This is a genomic window from Streptomyces ficellus (genome assembly GCF_009739905.1).
GTDB classification, from domain to species: Bacteria; Actinomycetota; Actinomycetes; order Streptomycetales; family Streptomycetaceae; genus Streptomyces; species Streptomyces ficellus_A.
The window spans coordinates 2,696,170-2,712,525 of record NZ_CP034279.1; the positions used below are offsets into that span (position 1 = coordinate 2,696,170).

At 72.5% G+C, this 16,356-nt stretch carries 14 protein-coding genes; 10 read left to right on the top strand and 4 right to left on the bottom strand.

What is annotated here, in order from left to right; translation table 11 throughout:
* Window positions 1-67: 67 nt before the first annotated feature.
* The 7 genes from EIZ62_RS11570 to EIZ62_RS11600 all read left to right on the top strand — a co-directional run bounded on the left by EIZ62_RS11570 (window position 68) and on the right by EIZ62_RS11600 (window position 7,153).
* Window positions 68-1,360 (top strand): alanine racemase, encoded by a 1,293-nt coding sequence (locus EIZ62_RS11570; RefSeq protein ID WP_156692626.1) that lies wholly within the window; start codon window positions 68-70, stop codon window positions 1,358-1,360.
* An 11-nt stretch (window positions 1,361-1,371) separates the two neighbouring features.
* Window positions 1,372-2,958, top strand: a complete 1,587-nt coding sequence (locus EIZ62_RS11575) for an N-acyl-D-amino-acid deacylase family protein (protein ID WP_156692627.1) — start codon at window positions 1,372-1,374, stop codon at window positions 2,956-2,958.
* 326 nt (window positions 2,959-3,284) lie between these two features.
* A complete protein-coding gene (locus EIZ62_RS11580; protein WP_167536370.1) occupies window positions 3,285-3,599 on the top strand; it encodes a hypothetical protein in 315 nt (104 codons plus the stop codon).
* A gap of 84 nt (window positions 3,600-3,683) precedes the next feature.
* Window positions 3,684-4,220 carry a septum formation family protein gene (locus EIZ62_RS11585; RefSeq protein ID WP_156692628.1) on the top strand — a complete coding sequence of 179 codons (537 nt, stop codon included), beginning with the start codon at window positions 3,684-3,686 and terminating at the stop codon, window positions 4,218-4,220.
* Window positions 4,217-5,221 carry an ABC transporter ATP-binding protein gene (locus EIZ62_RS11590; protein WP_156692629.1) on the top strand — a complete coding sequence of 335 codons (1,005 nt, stop codon included), beginning with the start codon at window positions 4,217-4,219 and terminating at the stop codon, window positions 5,219-5,221. The genes EIZ62_RS11585 and EIZ62_RS11590 overlap by 4 nt, the downstream gene beginning before the upstream one ends.
* Before the next feature lie 16 nt (window positions 5,222-5,237).
* The gene (locus EIZ62_RS11595; RefSeq protein WP_244375620.1) at window positions 5,238-6,179 is read left to right on the top strand and encodes a hypothetical protein; all 942 of its coding nucleotides are present in this window, start codon (window positions 5,238-5,240) and stop codon (window positions 6,177-6,179) included.
* Window positions 6,179-7,153 carry a hypothetical protein gene (locus tag EIZ62_RS11600; RefSeq protein ID WP_156692631.1) on the top strand — a complete coding sequence of 325 codons (975 nt, stop codon included), beginning with the start codon at window positions 6,179-6,181 and terminating at the stop codon, window positions 7,151-7,153. Before EIZ62_RS11595 ends, EIZ62_RS11600 begins: the two co-directional genes overlap by 1 nt.
* Here the strand turns inward: EIZ62_RS11600 and mptB are convergent.
* Window positions 7,146-8,636 (bottom strand): polyprenol phosphomannose-dependent alpha 1,6 mannosyltransferase MptB, encoded by a 1,491-nt coding sequence (gene mptB, locus EIZ62_RS11605; RefSeq protein WP_156692632.1) that lies wholly within the window; start codon window positions 8,634-8,636, stop codon window positions 7,146-7,148. The two genes, EIZ62_RS11600 and mptB, sit on opposite strands and share 8 nt — an antisense overlap.
* A gap of 400 nt (window positions 8,637-9,036) precedes the next feature.
* A complete protein-coding gene (locus EIZ62_RS11610) occupies window positions 9,037-9,816 on the bottom strand; it encodes an SDR family NAD(P)-dependent oxidoreductase (RefSeq protein WP_156692633.1) in 780 nt (259 codons plus the stop codon).
* 107 nt (window positions 9,817-9,923) lie between these two features.
* Between EIZ62_RS11610 and EIZ62_RS11615 the strand changes: the two genes are divergently transcribed.
* Together EIZ62_RS11615 and EIZ62_RS11620 are read left to right on the top strand one after the other, a co-directional pair.
* Window positions 9,924-11,135, top strand: coding sequence for a pyridoxal phosphate-dependent aminotransferase (locus tag EIZ62_RS11615; protein ID WP_156692634.1), 1,212 nt, complete (start codon window positions 9,924-9,926; stop codon window positions 11,133-11,135).
* A 58-nt stretch (window positions 11,136-11,193) separates the two neighbouring features.
* Window positions 11,194-11,586, top strand: coding sequence for an SCO4983 family protein (locus tag EIZ62_RS11620; protein ID WP_156692635.1), 393 nt, complete (start codon window positions 11,194-11,196; stop codon window positions 11,584-11,586).
* A gap of 61 nt (window positions 11,587-11,647) precedes the next feature.
* Here EIZ62_RS11620 and EIZ62_RS11625 read toward each other — a convergent pair whose 3' ends face one another.
* Both EIZ62_RS11625 and EIZ62_RS11630 read right to left on the bottom strand, forming a co-directional pair.
* Window positions 11,648-13,381: a WD40 repeat domain-containing protein gene (locus EIZ62_RS11625; protein ID WP_244375622.1), complete on the bottom strand. Its 1,734-nt coding sequence runs from the start codon at window positions 13,379-13,381 to the stop codon at window positions 11,648-11,650.
* 260 nt (window positions 13,382-13,641) lie between these two features.
* Complete coding sequence (locus EIZ62_RS11630) at window positions 13,642-15,468, bottom strand: phosphoenolpyruvate carboxykinase (GTP) (RefSeq protein ID WP_156692636.1); 1,827 nt, start codon at window positions 15,466-15,468, stop codon at window positions 13,642-13,644.
* 207 nt (window positions 15,469-15,675) lie between these two features.
* Here EIZ62_RS11630 and trhA point away from each other — a divergent pair, with 207 nt between their 5' ends.
* Entirely contained in the window at window positions 15,676-16,353 is a 678-nt protein-coding gene (gene trhA, locus EIZ62_RS11635) for a PAQR family membrane homeostasis protein TrhA (RefSeq protein WP_156692637.1), read from the top strand.
* Window positions 16,354-16,356: the final 3 nt, after the last annotated feature.

The window sequence follows — 16,356 nt, forward strand, 5'->3', positions numbered from 1 at the left end:
GGCATTGCGCCGGATGTTAGACACCACTGAGCGATATACGCAATGACCGTTGCACAGAATGCAACAGATGGAGAGGGTGGCCATGCACCTCAAGGCCGAGCACCTGGACCGGGAGCCCGTCGACCACCGGTTCAAAGGGCTTCCCCTGGACGCCGAGGGCCTGACCGTCGGCGAACTGGCCGCACAGCGCCGCGACCTCTTCACCGGCGGCTTCACCACCCCCGTCCTCGCCCTGTCCGCCGAGGCGCTGGAGCACAACCTGGCGCTGCTGGAGACCTACGCCGAGCGGCACGGCCTCGCCTTCGCCCCGCACGGCAAGACCTCCATGGCGCCCCAGTTGTTCGACCGGCAGGTCGCGCACGGCGCGTGGGGGATCACCGCGGCCGTACCCCACCAGGCCCGCGTCTACCGGGCGTTCGGCGTCCGGCGGATCTTCCTCGCCAACGAGGTCGTCGACGCCGCCGCCCTGCGCTGGGTGGCCGCCGAGCTGGAGCGGGACCCGGACTTCCGCTTCATCTGCTACGTCGACTCCGTACGCGGCGTCGAGCTGATGGACCAGGCGCTGGCCGGCGCGGGCGCCTCCCGCCCGGTCGACGTCGTCGTGGAGCTGGGCGCGGGCGACGGCGCGCGCACCGGGGCGCGCACCGACGCGGACTGCGCCGCCGTCGCGGACGCGGTCGCCGCGACGCGCACCCTGCGCCTGGTGGGCGTCGCGGGCTACGAGGGCGAGGTCCCGGACGCGACACCGGAACGGGTGCGGGCGTGGCTGGAGCGGCTCACCGGCCTCGCGGTGGCGTTCGACAAGGACGGCCGCTTCCCGGACGGCCTCGACGAGATCGTCGTCAGCGCGGGCGGCAGCGCCTGGTTCGACACGGTCGCCGAGGTGTTCGCTGAACTCGCACCGCTGTCCCGCCCGGTGCTGAAGCTGCTGCGCTCCGGGGCGTACGTGTCCCACGACGACGGCCAGTACCGCAACCTCACCCCCTTCAACCGGGTCCCCGGCGAAGGAGCGCTCCAGCCCGCGTTCCGCCTGTGGGCCCAGGTGGTGTCCCGCCCGACACCGGACCAGGCCTTCGTCAACGCGGGCAAGCGCGACGCGGCGTACGACCTCCACCTCCCCGAGGCGCAGGTCGTCCGCTCCGCGCGCGACGGGTCGGTCCGCCCGGCGGACGGGATCACCGTGAGCCGCCTGTCGGACCAGCACGCCTGGCTGGAGACCGCGGACGGCGCCCGGCTGGAGGTGGGCGACTGGGTGGGCATGGGCCTGTCGCACCCCTGCACGTCGTTCGACAAGTGGCAGCTGATCCCGGTGGTCGAGGCGGACGGCACGGTCACCGACTTCATCCGTACCTTCTTCTAGGAGCGGCCGGCATGGACCTCGTCATCAGGGACGTCCGCGTCGTGGACGGCTCCGGCGGCCCGTCGTACCGGGCCGACGTCGGCCTCGCCGGCGGCCGGATCGCCGCGATCCGCCGGGAGGGCGACCGCTCGCTGACCGGCTCGCACGTGCTGGACGCGCAGGGGCTCGCCCTCTCCCCCGGCTTCATCGACATGCACGCCCACAGCGACCTCGCGCTGCTCCGGGACCCGGACCACAGCGCCAAGGCCGCGCAGGGCGTCACGCTCGAAGTGCTGGGCCAGGACGGCCTGTCGTACGCGCCGGCCGACGACCGCACCCTGGACGAGGTCCGCAGGGCCATCACCGGCTGGAACGGAGACGGTTCCGACGTCGGGTTCGACTGGCGGACCGTCGGTGAGTACCTGGACCGCCTCGACCGGAACTTCGGCGGGCGGGGCATCGCGGTCAACGCCGCGTACCTCGTCCCGCAGGGCACGGTCCGCGCGTACGTCATGGGCTGGGAGGACCGGCCGCCGACCGCCACCGAACTGACCCGGATGAAGCGGCTCGTGGCCGAGGGCCTGGAGCAGGGCGCCGTCGGCATGTCGTCCGGCCTCACCTACACACCCGGCATGTACGCGCGGGACGCCGAACTGACCGAGCTGTGCCGGGTCGTGGCGGCTCACGGCGGCTACTACTGCCCGCACCACCGCAGTTACGGCGCGGGCGCCCTCGCGGCGTACCAGGAGATGGTCGCCCTCACCCGGGAGGCGGGCTGCGCGCTGCACCTGGCGCACGCCACCATGAACTTCGGTGAGAACGAGGGCAGGGCGCCCGAACTGCTCGCCCTGCTCGACGAGGCGCTGGCCGGCGGGGCCGACATCACGCTCGACACCTACCCCTACACCCCCGGCTGCACGACGCTCGTCGCACTGCTGCCCAGCTGGGCGAGCGAGGGCGGCCCGGAAGCGGTCCTGGCCCGCCTGCGGGACGACGCGACGGCCGACCGGATCCGCCACCACCTGGAGGTCACCGGCTCGGACGGCTGCCACGGCGTGCCCGTCGACTGGAACACCGTCGAGATCTCGGGCGTCACCGCCCCCGGCCTGGCCGGCCTCACCGGCCGCCGCCTCGACGGCTGGGCCACCGCCCGCCGCCTCCTCGTCGAGGACCGGCTCGGTACGACGATCCTCCAGCACGTCGGCCACGAGGAGAACGTCCGGGCCATCATGCGCCACCGCGTCCACACCGGCGGCTCCGACGGCATCCTCCAGGGCACCAAGCCCCACCCGCGCGCCTACGGCACCTTCCCGCACTACCTGGGGCACTACGCGCGCGACCTGGGCGTCCTGTCCCTGGAGGAGACGGTCGCGCACCTCACCTCCCGCCCCGCCGCCCGCCTCCGCCTCCCCGACCGGGGCCTGGTCCGCGAGGGCCACCGCGCCGACCTGGTCCTCTTCGACCCGGCCACCGTCGCCGCGGGCGCCACCTTCGAAGCCCCCCGCACCCTCCCGTCCGGCATCCCGCACGTCCTGATCGACGGCCGCTTCGTCATCCGGGACGGCCGCCGCACGGACACCCTCGCGGGCCGCGCGATCCGGCGTACGCCCGTCTCCTGACCGGCGTACGCCCGCCTCCCACGGTTCCACCTCCTCTCGTAGGTGGCTTTTGCGACGGCTTCGACGCAGGCAGGTCCGTACCCAGGCGGTCACGCACCGCGATCAACACCGGCCCCTCACGGCTTCTGCGGTCGTGAAACCCACCCCGGCCGGTGAGCCGGTCACGCAGCGCACAAGCGGATCATCGCCGTCAGCAGCCACGCCCTCACCCCGCCCGCCCGTTTCGGCCAGGGCCACCGATTTCTCCGTTGCCCGTCAACTCGCGCGCTGCCTACGGTGATCCCGCACGTCAGGTTTAGAACAAACGTTCTAGGAGGGGAAACGTCGTGAAGAAGAACCTGCGCCGTATCGGCGCTCTCGGCACCGCCGCGGCCGCGCTTTCCGGCCTTGTTCTCGTCGGGGGAACCGCTTCGACCGCGCACGCCGACATGCGCTGCGACTGGGGCACGATCACCATCAACGGCAACCGGGGAGCCGAGGCGCCCAGTCGCGCTTCCGGCCACACCCACCGCACCGGCAACCACTACGTGGGCGGATACGCCAACACCGGCGGCAACCTCGTGGTCGACTGGTACGCGGACAACAACGGCGGCGACGACGGGGACACCCGGGACAGCTACTACGGCACCAAGATCTGCTGAGCACCATCCCGTTGACCACCGCCCGGGTGAGGCCACTCGGCCTCACCCGGGCAGCACCCCGTCGATGCGTGAAGCGAGGAAGTCATGAGCCGTGCACCTCTCCTCCGGCTGGCAGCCGCTCTCGCCGCGGCGGCGGCGGTCGTCGTCGGCTGCGCGACCACCGAGCAGCACGGTCACGACGACGCGGCGCAGGGCCCCCCGCCGAAAAACCCGTTCGAGGCGATGAAGCATCTGCCGCGGGGAACGCCCGTGCCGTACGCGCAACTCGGGCCCGGGACGTGCTCCAACCACTACGGAGAGGTGAGTGCCGATCAGGAGGTCGGCACCGTCGACTGCGCCGATCCGCACGCGTTCGAGATCATCTCCACCACCGTCCTCCCGGACGCCGCGACGGCGACCTACCCCGGCGACCGCGCGCTCGCCGACAAGCTGCGCATCGCCTGCCGGCCGGTGCTCGATCCGATCACCGCCGGTGCCCAGGGCTCCCGTGTACGGCTCCACTTCATGGCGTACGACGAGCGGTCGTGGAACGCCGGCAACCGCCGGGGCTACTGCGCCATCACGTACACCGAGCCCACCACGGGCAGGGTCGGTGCGACGGCGACTCCGGCGGCGTCATGACGGACGGGTCCACGGCGGTGGAGGAGGGACCCGCCTGCGAGCTCGTCCGCTTCGACAGCGTCGTCAAGCGCTTCCGCACCTCCCTCGGCCGTCGGCAGACCGCGCTGGACGGCTTCTCCATGACCGTCCCGCGCGGCTCCGTCGTCGGTCTGCTGGGACCCAACGGCTCGGGCAAGACCACGGCGCTCAAGGCGCTCCTCGGGCTTGTACGAACCGACGCGGGCACCATCCAGGCCTTCGGACACCAGCTGCCGGCCGGCCAGAAGTTCGTCGCCCCCCGGATCGGCGCTCTCATCGAGGGGCCCGCCTTCACCGCGTCCCTGTCCGGGGAACACAACCTGCGGCTGTTCGGCGAGTTGCACGGCGTCGGTGCCGGGGCCGTGGCCGAAGTGCTGGAGCTGGTCGGCCTGACCCATGCCGCACGACGGCCCTTCTCCGGCTATTCGCTGGGGATGAAACAGCGCCTCGGCGTCGCCGGCGCCCTGCTCGCCGCGCCCGAACTCCTCGTGCTCGACGAACCGATGAACGGCCTGGATCCCGAGGCGGTGCGGGACATGCGAGAACTCTTCACCCGTCTGCGCGACGAGCGGGGGATGACGGTCGTGGTGTCCTCACACATCCTCGCCGAGGTGGAGATGGTCTGCGACAGGGTCACGATCGTCCGCCATGGAAAGGTGATCTGCGACGCGCCCGTGAGCGAACTGCTGGACCGCGGCGCCGTCCGCACCGTCGTCCGCATCCAGGACGTCTCCGCCGCCAGGTCCGTCCTGGAGAGCGCCGGCCTCACCGTGACCGTCGCCGCAGGCCCGCACGGCTCCGAGCTGCACGTCGACGGCGCCCCGGGCCGGGACGCGGGGCTCGTCAAGCTGCTGGCCGAACACCGGCTGTACCCGGAGGAACTGCGGGTACGACAGGCGTCGCTGGAGGACGTCTACATCACCGCCATCCGCAAGGCCGATGCGGCACAGCCCGCCACCGGGAGCGCCGCCGATGGCGACTGACTCACCGCCGCGCCCTGTGACCGTTGCCCGGCCGCTGCCCTGGCGCCGCCTCGCCCGGGCCGAGCTGCACCGGCTCCTCGCGCCGCGCGCCGCGCGCCTCACGGCCGTCCTGCTCCCGGTCGCCGTCGTGGCCTTCGGCCTGTCCAAACTGCTGCTGCACGACGCCGACGCCTCCAACGCGTGGCACCGGGCCGAGGAACGCTACCGGCAGTTCCAGGCCGACGTGGTCGAGTTCGGGCTCCCCACCAGCGCCGGGATCGGCCCCCGGCAGTTCTTCGACGACCCGCGGTACGTGATGGAGACGCTCGCCTTCGGCGACCTGCGCACGCTCATCACGGCCCTGGCCGCCGGTGCCGTCCTCCTCGGCATCTTCAGCGGCGGCACGGACTGGTCCTCCCGTGTGATGCTCACGCTGTCCGCGGCCGAGCCCCGCCGGGCCCGCCTGTTCACCACCCGCGCTCTGCTCGTCACCGGACTATCCGCCGCCGTCACCGCCGCGGCAGGCGCCCTGCTCGTCCCGCTCCTCCTGGTGGCGGCGGCCTTCCGAGGGGTGCCGCAAGGGCTGGACGGAGCCTTCTGGGCCGCGCTGACCAGTCAGCTGCTGCGCGGTGTCGTCCTCGTCGGCCTCCTCTGCCTGCTGGGCCACGCCCTGGCGACCCTCACCCGGCGGACGTCGATCGCGCTCGCCCTGGCCTTCCTCTACCTGGCGAGCGCGGGCCGCGTCTTCGCCGACCGCGGGCCGCGGCTGAGCGAGTACGACATGAGCGGCCTCGTCTTCGCCGTACTGAACGAGAAACCGGTGATCCCCATGGAGCGGTCCGACTGCTTCGCCGGGCCCGGCTGCGAAGCGGCGCACGTGGACCTGACGGCCGCGGACGGCTTCGTCGGCGTACTCCTGTACCTCGTTCCGGTCCTCGCGCTCGCCCTGTGGCGTTCCCTCAGAACGGACCTCGGCTGATGACGACCGTACTCCCACCGGCCACCGACAACCCGCCCAGCGCCCGGCCGCTCCCGCTCTCCCGGCTGGTCAGGGCCGAGATCCGGCACTTGTTGACCCCGCGTCCCGTGCGCTGGTTCCTCTACGCGCTGGCGCCGCTGCTCCTGCTCTACTGCGCCGCGGCCTTCACCAGCCACCACACGGACATGTCCGCGGCCTGGAGCGCGGCCGAGGAGGCACACCGCAGATACGCGGCGGACGGTGTACGCCGGCCCGCCGGCACCTGGGAGAAGCTCTCACCGGACTACTTCTTCGACGACCCCCGCTACCAGATGGTGAAGGCGTCCTTCGTGGATCTGCGCGCGATCGGCTCGGGGCTCGCCGTAGCTGCCCTCGTTCTGGGGGTTTTCAGCGGCGGACGGGACTGGTCCTCGCGCGTCATGCTGACCCTGGCCGCCGCCGAACCCCGCCGGTTCCGCCTGTTCGCCGTGCGCGGGCTGCTCGTGACGGCCGTTTCCGCGGTGCTGTCCCTCCTGGCCGCGACACTTCTCGTACCGCTGCTGGTCGTCGTCGCCCACGTCAGGGGGACCCTGGCCGGGGCCGACACGCACTACTGGACCGTCCTCGCCGCGATCGCCCTGCGCGGCGCGCTCCTCATCGGGCTGGTGGCCGCCATCGGCTACGGCCTCGGCATGCTCACGCGCAGCCTGACGACGGCGCTCGGCATCGCCCTCGCCTACCTCGTCGTGGCCGAACGGCTGGTCCAGGACTACGCAACCGCGCTGACCGAGCTCCACCTCTCGGCCATCGTCTTCGCCGTCTTCAACGAACGGCTGCTCATGGCGGTCGAGCGGACCGACTGCGTCGGCGACATCGCCTGTGCGGCGATGCGTGAGGGGACGACGGCCACCCAGGCCTTCGCGGGTCTCACCCTCTATCTGCTGCCGGTGCTGGCGGCTGCGGCCTGGCGTTTCGTGCGCCGGGACATCACCTGAGCCGACCGGACTCCGGTGCCGCCGTCCACTCGGCCGTCCGCGGGCCGGGCACCCGGCCCGGTTCCCCGGCGGCGGACGCCTCCCGGCGCAGCAGCAGCACGCCGGCGACGCACACGACGGCCGCCAGGGCGAAGCCGTACGCCGGGGTGCTGCCCGAGGGCGCCGTCTCGTAGACCAGGGCCGCGGACAGCACCGCCAGCACCCGTACCGCCCTGCCGTCCCGGGCGCCCGTGGCGGCGGCGACCGTGACCACGCCCCACAGCAGGTACCAGGGCTGGACCATCGGCGAGAGGGCCACCAGGGCGGCGAGGGCAAGGCCCAGCGCGTGCACCGGGTCGAGACGGCCGTGCGCGCAGCGCCAGGCCAGGTGGGCGATCAGCGCGAGGGCCGCGGCCAGGCCCAGGCGCTGCACGGCGGCCTTGACCGGGTCCGGGTCGGTGGACAGCACCAGGTGCGCCAGCTCACCGAGGGCGAGCCCCAGGTCGCTCGTGACCGACAAGGCGGTGTGGATCGATCCGGCGACGCTCTGGGTACGCAGCCAGCCGAAACCCGTCCCCGCGAGCAGCGTGGCGCCCACGGCCACCGCTCCCGCGACCACCCCCGGCCCCAGCAGGCCCTTCACCACCCGGTGCGCGAGCGGCCGGCCGGACGCCGCGCGCCCGGCGATCACGCCGATGAACAGCAGCGCCACGGCCGCCGGGGACTTCACCATCATCGCGAGCCCGACGAGCACGCTGCCGAGGACCCAGTCGCCGCGCCCACCGCGCCGGGCGAGCACCACGCCCGCCAGCATCAGGGCGATCATCAGCCCGTCGTTGTGCATCCCGCCCACGACGTGCAGCAGCAGGAGCGGGTTGAGCGCGCCGAGCCACAGGGCGCCGCCCTCCCCGCCGGGCGAGGACCGCCCGAGCCGCCGCAGCGCCCACACGGTCAGCGCCAGCGCCGCCACGGCGATCAGCCGCATACCGAGCACCGCCGGCACGATCGTCCCGCCCGTCACCCAGGTCACCGCCCGCGCCAGGATCAGGAAGACCGGCCCGTACGGAGCCGGCGTGTCCGTCCAGTTCCCGCCGACGCTCGCCGCGGCGTCCCCGCCGAGGCCCGCCGGATCCAGTACGGAGGGCCCGGCGCCGTACACGTCGTGGCCCTCCAGGACCATCGCGCCCTGGGCGACGTAGCTGTAGACGTCGGCGCTGTACAGGGGCGGCGCGAGGAGCATCGGCGCGGTCCACCAGCCGAGCGTCGCCAGGGTGTGGCGTACGGACGCCCCGGCCCTGCCGTAGCCCCACCATGCGGCGACGAGGAGCGTCAGGCCGAGGTACGCGACGACGCCGGCCGCCACGGTGGCCCCCGGCCCATGCGGCACCCAGATCCCCCACGGATCGCGGGCCGGCAGCGTCCCCGCCACCCAGCCGCCCGCGGCCACCCCGACCGCCCCGGCCACCCCCACCCACCGACACCCGGCGGCACTCATTGCCCACATGACCCGCCAACCTATCGGGCGCGCCCGTGGGACCGGGGCGGTGCCCGTTCCCGGTTCGCTCCCGTGCGGCTCGGTGGGCTGCCGGTGGGTGGGGGCCGCGGCCCCTCCGGGCTCACCTCCTCGGCGCCGGCGGCCTTGGGTCTCGACAGTTCGAACCCATCTATCGCCGCCAGCGCCTGCGGGGGCGACCCTGCACGGCCGCGGCCCGGGCCGTACGCCGGCTGCGGGCCGCACTGTGTTCGCGTACGGCGAGAAGGGGCCGTGCAGGGTCGCCCCCGCAGCCGATCGGCGGCTCGATACGGCCACAGGAGTAGGTGGGCGCCCCGCCGACGGCGAGGAGGTGAGCCCGGAGGGGCCCCGACCGTACCCACCGGCCGCGACCGAAGCGGGGCGCGCCGCGTCAGGCGTCGTCCAGGACCTGCGCGAAGGCCGCGTTCACCGCGAGCAGGCCGCCGTCGACGCGGAGCGTGGTCCCGGTGACCCAGGACGCGTCCGACGAGGCCAGGAAGGCGACCGCCGCCGCGACGTCCTCGGGTTCACCCACTCGGCCCAGCGGGTAGACCCGGTCCGCCAGGGCCTCCAGCTCGCGTTCCCGGCCCGCCCAGCCGCGGGTGCGGATCGTGCCGGGGTTGACCTGGTTCACGCGGACGCCCCGCCGGGCCGCGTCGGCGGCGAGCGTACGGGTGAGCGAGCTGAGCCCGCCCTTGGCGGCGCTGTACGCGTGGCCGCCGAAGGCCTGCTCGGCGTTGACCGACCCGATGTTGACGATCGCGCCGCGCCCCGACGCCGCCAGGTGTCCCAGCGCGGCCCGGGCGCACCGCAGGGCGCCGATCAGGGTGACGTCCAGGGACCGCTGCCAGACCTCGTCGGCCTCGTCCTCGAGGCGGGGCTCGTCCGGGGTGCGGGCGAAGGCGTTGTTGACCAGGACGTCCAGCCGGCCGAACGCCTCCACGGCGTGGGCGACCGCCGCGTCGACGGCCGCGCGGTCGGCGACGTCGCAGCCGTACGCGACCGCCCCGGGGATCGTGTCCGCCACCTCACGGGCGAGCCTCTCGTCGAGGTCGGCGAGCAGCACCCGGGCGCCCTCGCCGGCGAGTCTGCGCGCTGTCGCCTCGCCGATTCCGCGCGCCGCGCCCGTGATCAGTACGCCGTACCCGTCGAAACGTCGCAGAGCGGCCATCCGCCGATGATCCCGCCCCGGGGCGGGGCGATCAAGGGCGCCCCCGGGCGGGGCGAAGTGGCACAAAACACGAGGCGCCCCTTCCGTGGCCGCCGTAAGCTCGCGACATGCAGGTGATCCAGTCCACGAAGCTCGCCAACGTCTGTTACGAAATCCGCGGCCCGGTGCTCGAGGAGGCGATGCGGCTGGAGGCCGCGGGTCACCGGATCCTGAAGCTGAACACCGGCAACCCCGCCGCCTTCGGCTTCGAGTGCCCGCCCGCGATCCTCGAGGACATGCTCCGCAACCTCGGCGAGTCGCACGGCTACGGCGACGCCAAGGGTCTGCTGTCGGCCCGCCGGGCGGTGATGAGCCACTACGAGACCCGGGGCATCCCCCTGTCGGTCGAGGACATCTACCTCGGCAACGGCGTCTCCGAGCTGATCCAGATGGCGATGCAGGCGCTGCTCGACGACGGCGACGAGGTCCTCGTACCGGCTCCGGACTATCCGCTGTGGACGGCGTCGGTGTCCCTCGCGGGCGGTACGGCGGTGCACTACCGCTGCGACGAGCAGGCCGACTGGATGCCGGACCTCGCCGACATCGAGCGCAGGATCACCGACCGGACCAAGGCCCTGGTCATCATCAACCCGAACAACCCGACGGGTGCGGTGTACGACGACGAGATGCTGCGGGGGCTGACGGAGATCGCCCGGCGGCACAACCTGGTCGTCTGCTCGGACGAGATCTACGACAAGATCCTCTACGACGGCGCCACGCACACCCCGACCGCGGCGATCGCGCCGGACCTGCTGGTGCTGACCTTCAACGGCATGTCGAAGAACTACCGGGTGGCCGGCTACCGCAGCGGCTGGATGGCGGTGTGCGGGCCGAAGGCGCACGCCTCGTCGTACATCGAGGGGCTGACGATCCTCGCCAACATGCGGCTGTGCGCCAACATGCCGGCGCAGCACGCGATCGCCGCCGCGCTCCAGGGGCGGCAGTCGATCGAGGCGCTGGTGCGGCCGGGCGGGCGGCTGCTGGAGCAGCGGAACGTGGCGTACGACCTGCTGGTGCAGATCCCGGGCGTGACGTGTGTGAAGCCGAAGGGCGCGCTGTACCTGTTCCCGCGGCTCGACCCGAACGTCTACAAGATCAAGGACGACCGGCAGATGGTGCTGGACCTGCTGCGGGCCGAGAAGATCATGGTGGTGCACGGCACGGGCTTCAACTGGCACGAGCCGGACCACTTCCGGATCGTCACACTGCCGAACGCCACGGACCTGGCGGACGCGGTGACCCGGATCGGCACCTTCCTGGACGGTTACGGCCAGCACTAACTTTAGACACGATCCAATGTAGGATGGTCTCCTGTCGAGGAGCAGGAGGCCGTCCGCCATGTACGAACCGATCCGCACCAAGTCGGTCCACCGGATGGCCGACGACGCACCCGACCGCGGGCCGCACCGCTCCCGCGAGGCCGAGCTGGACATCCAGCTCGCCGGGCACCTCTCCGCGCTGCTCGCCGTGACCGACGAGCTCGGGGACGAGGCGGCGGCGGACCGCATCGCCCACCAGGTCGCCCGGCTGCGCGGCGCCCCGCCCGCCCGGCACGCGGGCCTCACCGGCGCCGATCCGGTCGCACTGCACCGCCGCGCCCACACCCTGGCGGGCCGGGCCCTGGTCGTGGCCGCCTCCCGGGCGGACACCGCCGCCGCGATCCTCGCCGCCGAGCGCATGGACGCGCACACCGCCGCGCTGGACGAGCTCCGTCCCGTCGGCGCCCTCTGAACGGCCCCGGTCCGCGCCCGGGGAGGGCGCGGACCGGGTTGCCACGCTTCGGCGCCCCGCGTCAGCGGCGCACGCGTACGGTCGCCTCGGCGGTGGACGCCGCGTGCACGTCGTCGCCCGCGTAGCTCACCGTGTACGTCACCTGGCCGCGCACCCGCGCCAGGTCGTTGATCCGGAACGTGCCGTCCGCGGCCACCGCCGCCGAGGTGAGCGCGCCGGTGCCCTGCCGGTCGGTGCGCTGGACGGCGAGGGTGATCCCGGCCGGAAGCGGACGGCCCTGGGCGGTCAGTTTGCCGGTGATCTCCAGGTTGTCGCCCTTGACGGCCTCGGCGGGCGCGGTGAGCGTGATCGCGCTCGGCGCCTTCGCCACGGAGACCGTGAGGGCGACGTCCTCGGCCGGGCGGTGGGTGAGGTCACCGAGGAACGACAGCGTGTACGTCGACTCCCCCACCCGCGCGGGCACGTCGAGCACGGTGAACGTCCCGTCGGCGGCGACCTCCGCGGCGGCGAGCTTGCGGGTGCCGTCCGCGTCCGTCCGTACGGCGGTGACCCTGACCGGCTCGGCGGGCGCCGGGCCGTCCAGCTCCAGGCGGCCGCGGATGCCGACCGGTTCACCGACGACGGCCTGCCCGGGGGTGGAGGTGAGCCCACCGGTGAAGCGGGCGTCGTACTGGGCGGCCGGCGGCCGGACGATGTGGAGCCAGAAGGCGCTGCCGGCCGCGTTGGTGGTGACCGCGAAGAGCCGGGAGCCGTCCGCGGACCATTCGAGGCCGCGCGGGACGACCCGGTTGCCGTCGAGGTCGCCCTCGTAGGCGAATTCGAGCGCGGTCGTGCCGTCGGCCGGGTCGGCGGGCTGGATCAGCAGGTCGGGCGTGGAGCCGCTCGCGGATGCGCCCCGCGCGACGTACTTCCCGTCGCCGCCGAAGGCCACGGCGGAGGCCACCGCCCCTTCGGGCAGCGGCTGGTACGGGACCGGGGCGTCGGACAGGTCACCGGCGTCCAGCAGCCGGGTGCCGTGGGCGGCGTCGGCGACCGCGAGGCGCCGGCCGTCCGGGCTGACCGCCAGGTCCTTCAGGTCCAGGCCGCCCTTGCCCTCCGTGTCCGCGAAGCGGCGGGAGGCGCCGCGCACGGGGGTCTCCCCGCCGGTGTCGAACGACGTCAGGGCCGGGTCGAGGGCCTTCTCGTTCCTGGCCTGGCCCATGAACAGGCGGTTCCCGGCCGCCGGGCCGGCCTCCAGCAGCATCCGGCCCGTGACGCTCCAGCCGCTGACGTCGTAGGCGCTGCCGTTGATCGAGTCCAGTCCGTGGGCGGCGTAGGCGCATTCGGACTCGTAGGTGGCGTTGCCCCGGGTGAGCCACTGCCTGCCGCCGGAGAAGGCGAGCTCCCGCCCGCAGTTCGCCTCGTAGGCCGGGGTGCGGCCGGCCGGCTGGTGCGTGGTGGTGTCGTAGGCGGCGACGCCGGTGCGCTCACCGACGTACAGGGTCGCGCTGTCGGCGCTCAGCGCGAGCCCGGAGACCGGCTGGGTGCTGGTCAGGGTCGCGACCCGGCGGCCCTCGAAGTCGTAGACGAGGACCTGTCCCTTGTCGCTGGCGTACCAGCGCTTGTCGGCGACGTAGACCCGCTGGTGCACGGAGTCCACGGCCAGCGCCGAGTACGAGGAGATCGGCAGCTTGGCGACGATGTCGCCCGGTCCGGCGGTGGCGTCACCGGCGGTCACGGCCGCGGGCGCGGCCGCCGTCGCCGGCGCGGCGGCACCGAGGGCGAGCGCGGCGACCAGCGCGGATGTGGTGATCAAGCGTACGGACGTACTCAACTGAACCCCCCACAGGCATGGTTGACCCCTCCGTGTGAGCAGAGGGGCACGTGAGGGAAAGGTAACTGCCGTACACAGCTTGTGCACACGGGTTCGAAAACATGTCGGCGTGTCGGGCGTGCGAAGAGGTCGGCCCCCGAAGCCTGAGGGGGCTTCGGGGGCCGATCGCATCGCGGCGGGTCATTCGTGAACCCACAGGTCAGGGCGGATGTCGGGCTGACCCGCCGCGAAGTCGTGCCGGGTCAGCCCAGGCGGGCGACCAGGGCGCGGTACTCGTCCCACAGCTCCTTCGGCGTGTGGTCGCCGAAGGTGTTGAGGTGGTCGGGCACCAGGGCGGCCTCCTCGCGCCAGACCTCGGTGTCGACCTTGAGCAGGAAGTCGAGGTCCTCCTGCGGCATGTCGAGGCCGTCCGTGTCGAGGGCCTCGCGCGTCGGGAGGATGCCGATCGGCGTCTCGACGCCCTCGGCCTTGCCCTCCAGGCGCTCCACGATCCACTTCAGGACGCGGCTGTTCTCACCGAAGCCGGGCCAGACGAACTTGCCCGCGTCGTTCTTGCGGAACCAGTTGACGTAGTAGATCTTCGGCAGTTTGGACTGGTCGGCGGCACCCTTGCCCACCTTGATCCAGTGGGCCATGTAGTCGCCCATGTTGTAGCCGCAGAACGGCAGCATGGCGAACGGGTCGCGGCGCAGCTCGCCGACCTTGCCCTCGGCGGCGGCGGTCTTCTCGCTGGCGACGTTGGCGCCGAGGAAGACGCCGTGCTGCCAGTCGAAGGACTCGGTGACCAGCGGGACGGCGGTGGCGCGGCGGCCGCCGAAGAGGATGGCCGAGATCGGCACGCCCTTGGGGTCCTCCCACTCGGGCGCGATGATCGGGCACTGCGAGGCGGGGACGGTGAAGCGGGCGTTGGGGTGGGCGGCCGGGGTGTCCGAGTCCGGGGTCCAGTCGTTGCCCTTCCAGTCCGTGAGGTGCTTCGGCGCCTCCTCGGTCATCCCCTCCCACCAGATGTCGTTGTCGTCGGTGAGCGCGACGTTGGTGAAGACCGCGTTGCCCCACAGGGTCTTCATGGCGTTGGCGTTGGTGTGCTCGCCGGTGCCGGGCGCGACGCCGAAGAAGCCGGCCTCGGGGTTGATCGCGTACAGCCGGCCGTCCTCGCCGAACCGCATCCACGCGATGTCGTCGCCGATCGTCTCGACGGTCCAGCCGGAGATCGTGGGCTCCAGCATCGCGAGGTTGGTCTTGCCGCACGCGGACGGGAAGGCGGCGGCGACGTACTTCGACTCGCCCTGCGGCGGGGTGAGCTTGAGGATCAGCATGTGCTCGGCCAGCCAGCCCTCGTCGCGGGCCATGACGGACGCGATGCGCAGGGCGTAGCACTTCTTGCCGAGCAGGGCGTTGCCGCCGTAGCCGGAGCCGTAGGACCAGATCTCGCGGCTCTCGGGGAAGTGCGAGATGTACTTGGTGGAGTTGCAGGGCCAGGGGACGTCCTGCTCGCCCTCGGCCAGCGGGGCGCCGAGGGTGTGGACGGCCTTGACGAAGAAGCCGTCGCTGCCCAGTTCGTCGAGGACGGCCTGTCCCATGCGGGTCATGGTGCGCATGGAGACGGCGACGTACGCGGAGTCGGTGATCTCGACGCCGATGGCGGAGAGCGGCGAGCCGACCGGGCCCATGCAGAAGGGCACGACGTACATCGTGCGGCCCTTCATGGAGCCGCGGAAGATGCCCTTCTCACCGGCGAAGACGTCCTTCATCTCGGCCGGGGCCTTCCAGTGGTTCGTCGGGCCCGCGTCCTCCTCCTTCTCGGAGCAGATGAAGGTGCGGTCCTCGACGCGCGCGACGTCGGTGGGGTCGGACGCGGCGTAGTACGAGTTCGGACGCTTGATCGCGTCGAGCTTGCGGAACGTGCCCTTGGCGACGAGCTCCTCGCACAGGCGCTCGTACTCGGCTTCTGAACCGTCACACCAGACGACGTTGTCCGGCTGCGTGATGCTTGCGATCTCGTCGACCCAGGAGATCAGCTCCTGGTGGTTGGTGGGGACGGTGGTGGGAGCCGCATTACCGCGCGCCACGATTGCTCCTTGTAGAGGGGTTTTGGGTTGTCTGCCCCGTGGGGGCTGCGACCCGGATGCTTCGTTGCATGGACCTCTGGCGCTCATCCGGTGCCGACCGCACTCATCTGATCATCCGTGTCTTGTGCGCATATGTCCAGAGGGCCTCTCACGTGAGCATGGCCACTCGATCCCGCTCCCTACGGAGGCGTCGGTAGCATTTCCGGCATGACTACGGCCGCCTCCGAAGTGACCGAGATAGACCCGCCACCGGTGAAGCCGAGGCTGCGCGGCTGGCTGCACGCCGGTATGTTCCCCGCCGTCGTCGTCGCGGGCACCGTCCTCACCGCGCTCGCCGACTCGACGCGCGCCCGGATCGCCTGCGGCATCTACGTCGTCACCGCCTGCCTGCTGTTCGGAGTGAGCGCCCTCTACCACCGGGGCGACTGGGGACCGCGCGCCACCGCCGTGCTGCGGCGGCTCGACCACGCCAATATCTTCCTCATCATCGCGGGCACCTATACCCCGCTGACGCTGCTCCTGCTCCCCGACTCCACCGGGCGGGTGCTCCTGTGGGCGGTCTGGGCGGCGGCGGTGGCGGGCATCGCCTTCCGGGTGTTCTGGGTCGGCGCCCCGCGCTGGCTCTACACGCCGTGTTACATCGCGATGGGCTGGGCGGCCGTGTTCTTCCTGCCCGACTTCATGCGCAAGGGCGGCATCGCGGTGCTCGTCCTGGTGGTCGTCGGCGGGCTGCTCTACAGCCTGGGCGGTGTGGTGTACGGACTGAAGCGCCCCAACCCCTCCCCCCGGTGGTTCGGCTTCCACGAGGTCTTCCACTCGCTCACGCTCGCCGCGTTCATCGCCCACTACGTCGGCATCTCGCTGGTGGCCTACCGGCACGGCTGAGGG

Coding starts and splice junctions, on each gene's coding strand:
- EIZ62_RS11615 (WP_156692634.1), top strand. CDS start 9,924: ATGCAGGTGATCCAGTCCACGAAGCTCGCCAACGTCTGTTACGAAATC.
- EIZ62_RS11590 (WP_156692629.1), top strand. CDS start 4,217: ATGACGGACGGGTCCACGGCGGTGGAGGAGGGACCCGCCTGCGAGCTC.
- EIZ62_RS11620 (WP_156692635.1), top strand. CDS start 11,194: ATGTACGAACCGATCCGCACCAAGTCGGTCCACCGGATGGCCGACGAC.
- EIZ62_RS11570 (WP_156692626.1), top strand. CDS start 68: ATGGAGAGGGTGGCCATGCACCTCAAGGCCGAGCACCTGGACCGGGAG.
- EIZ62_RS11600 (WP_156692631.1), top strand. CDS start 6,179: ATGACGACCGTACTCCCACCGGCCACCGACAACCCGCCCAGCGCCCGG.
- trhA (WP_156692637.1), top strand. CDS start 15,676: ATGACTACGGCCGCCTCCGAAGTGACCGAGATAGACCCGCCACCGGTG.
- mptB (WP_156692632.1), bottom strand. CDS start 8,636: ATGTGGGCAATGAGTGCCGCCGGGTGTCGGTGGGTGGGGGTGGCCGGG.
- EIZ62_RS11610 (WP_156692633.1), bottom strand. CDS start 9,816: ATGGCCGCTCTGCGACGTTTCGACGGGTACGGCGTACTGATCACGGGC.
- EIZ62_RS11575 (WP_156692627.1), top strand. CDS start 1,372: ATGGACCTCGTCATCAGGGACGTCCGCGTCGTGGACGGCTCCGGCGGC.
- EIZ62_RS11585 (WP_156692628.1), top strand. CDS start 3,684: ATGAGCCGTGCACCTCTCCTCCGGCTGGCAGCCGCTCTCGCCGCGGCG.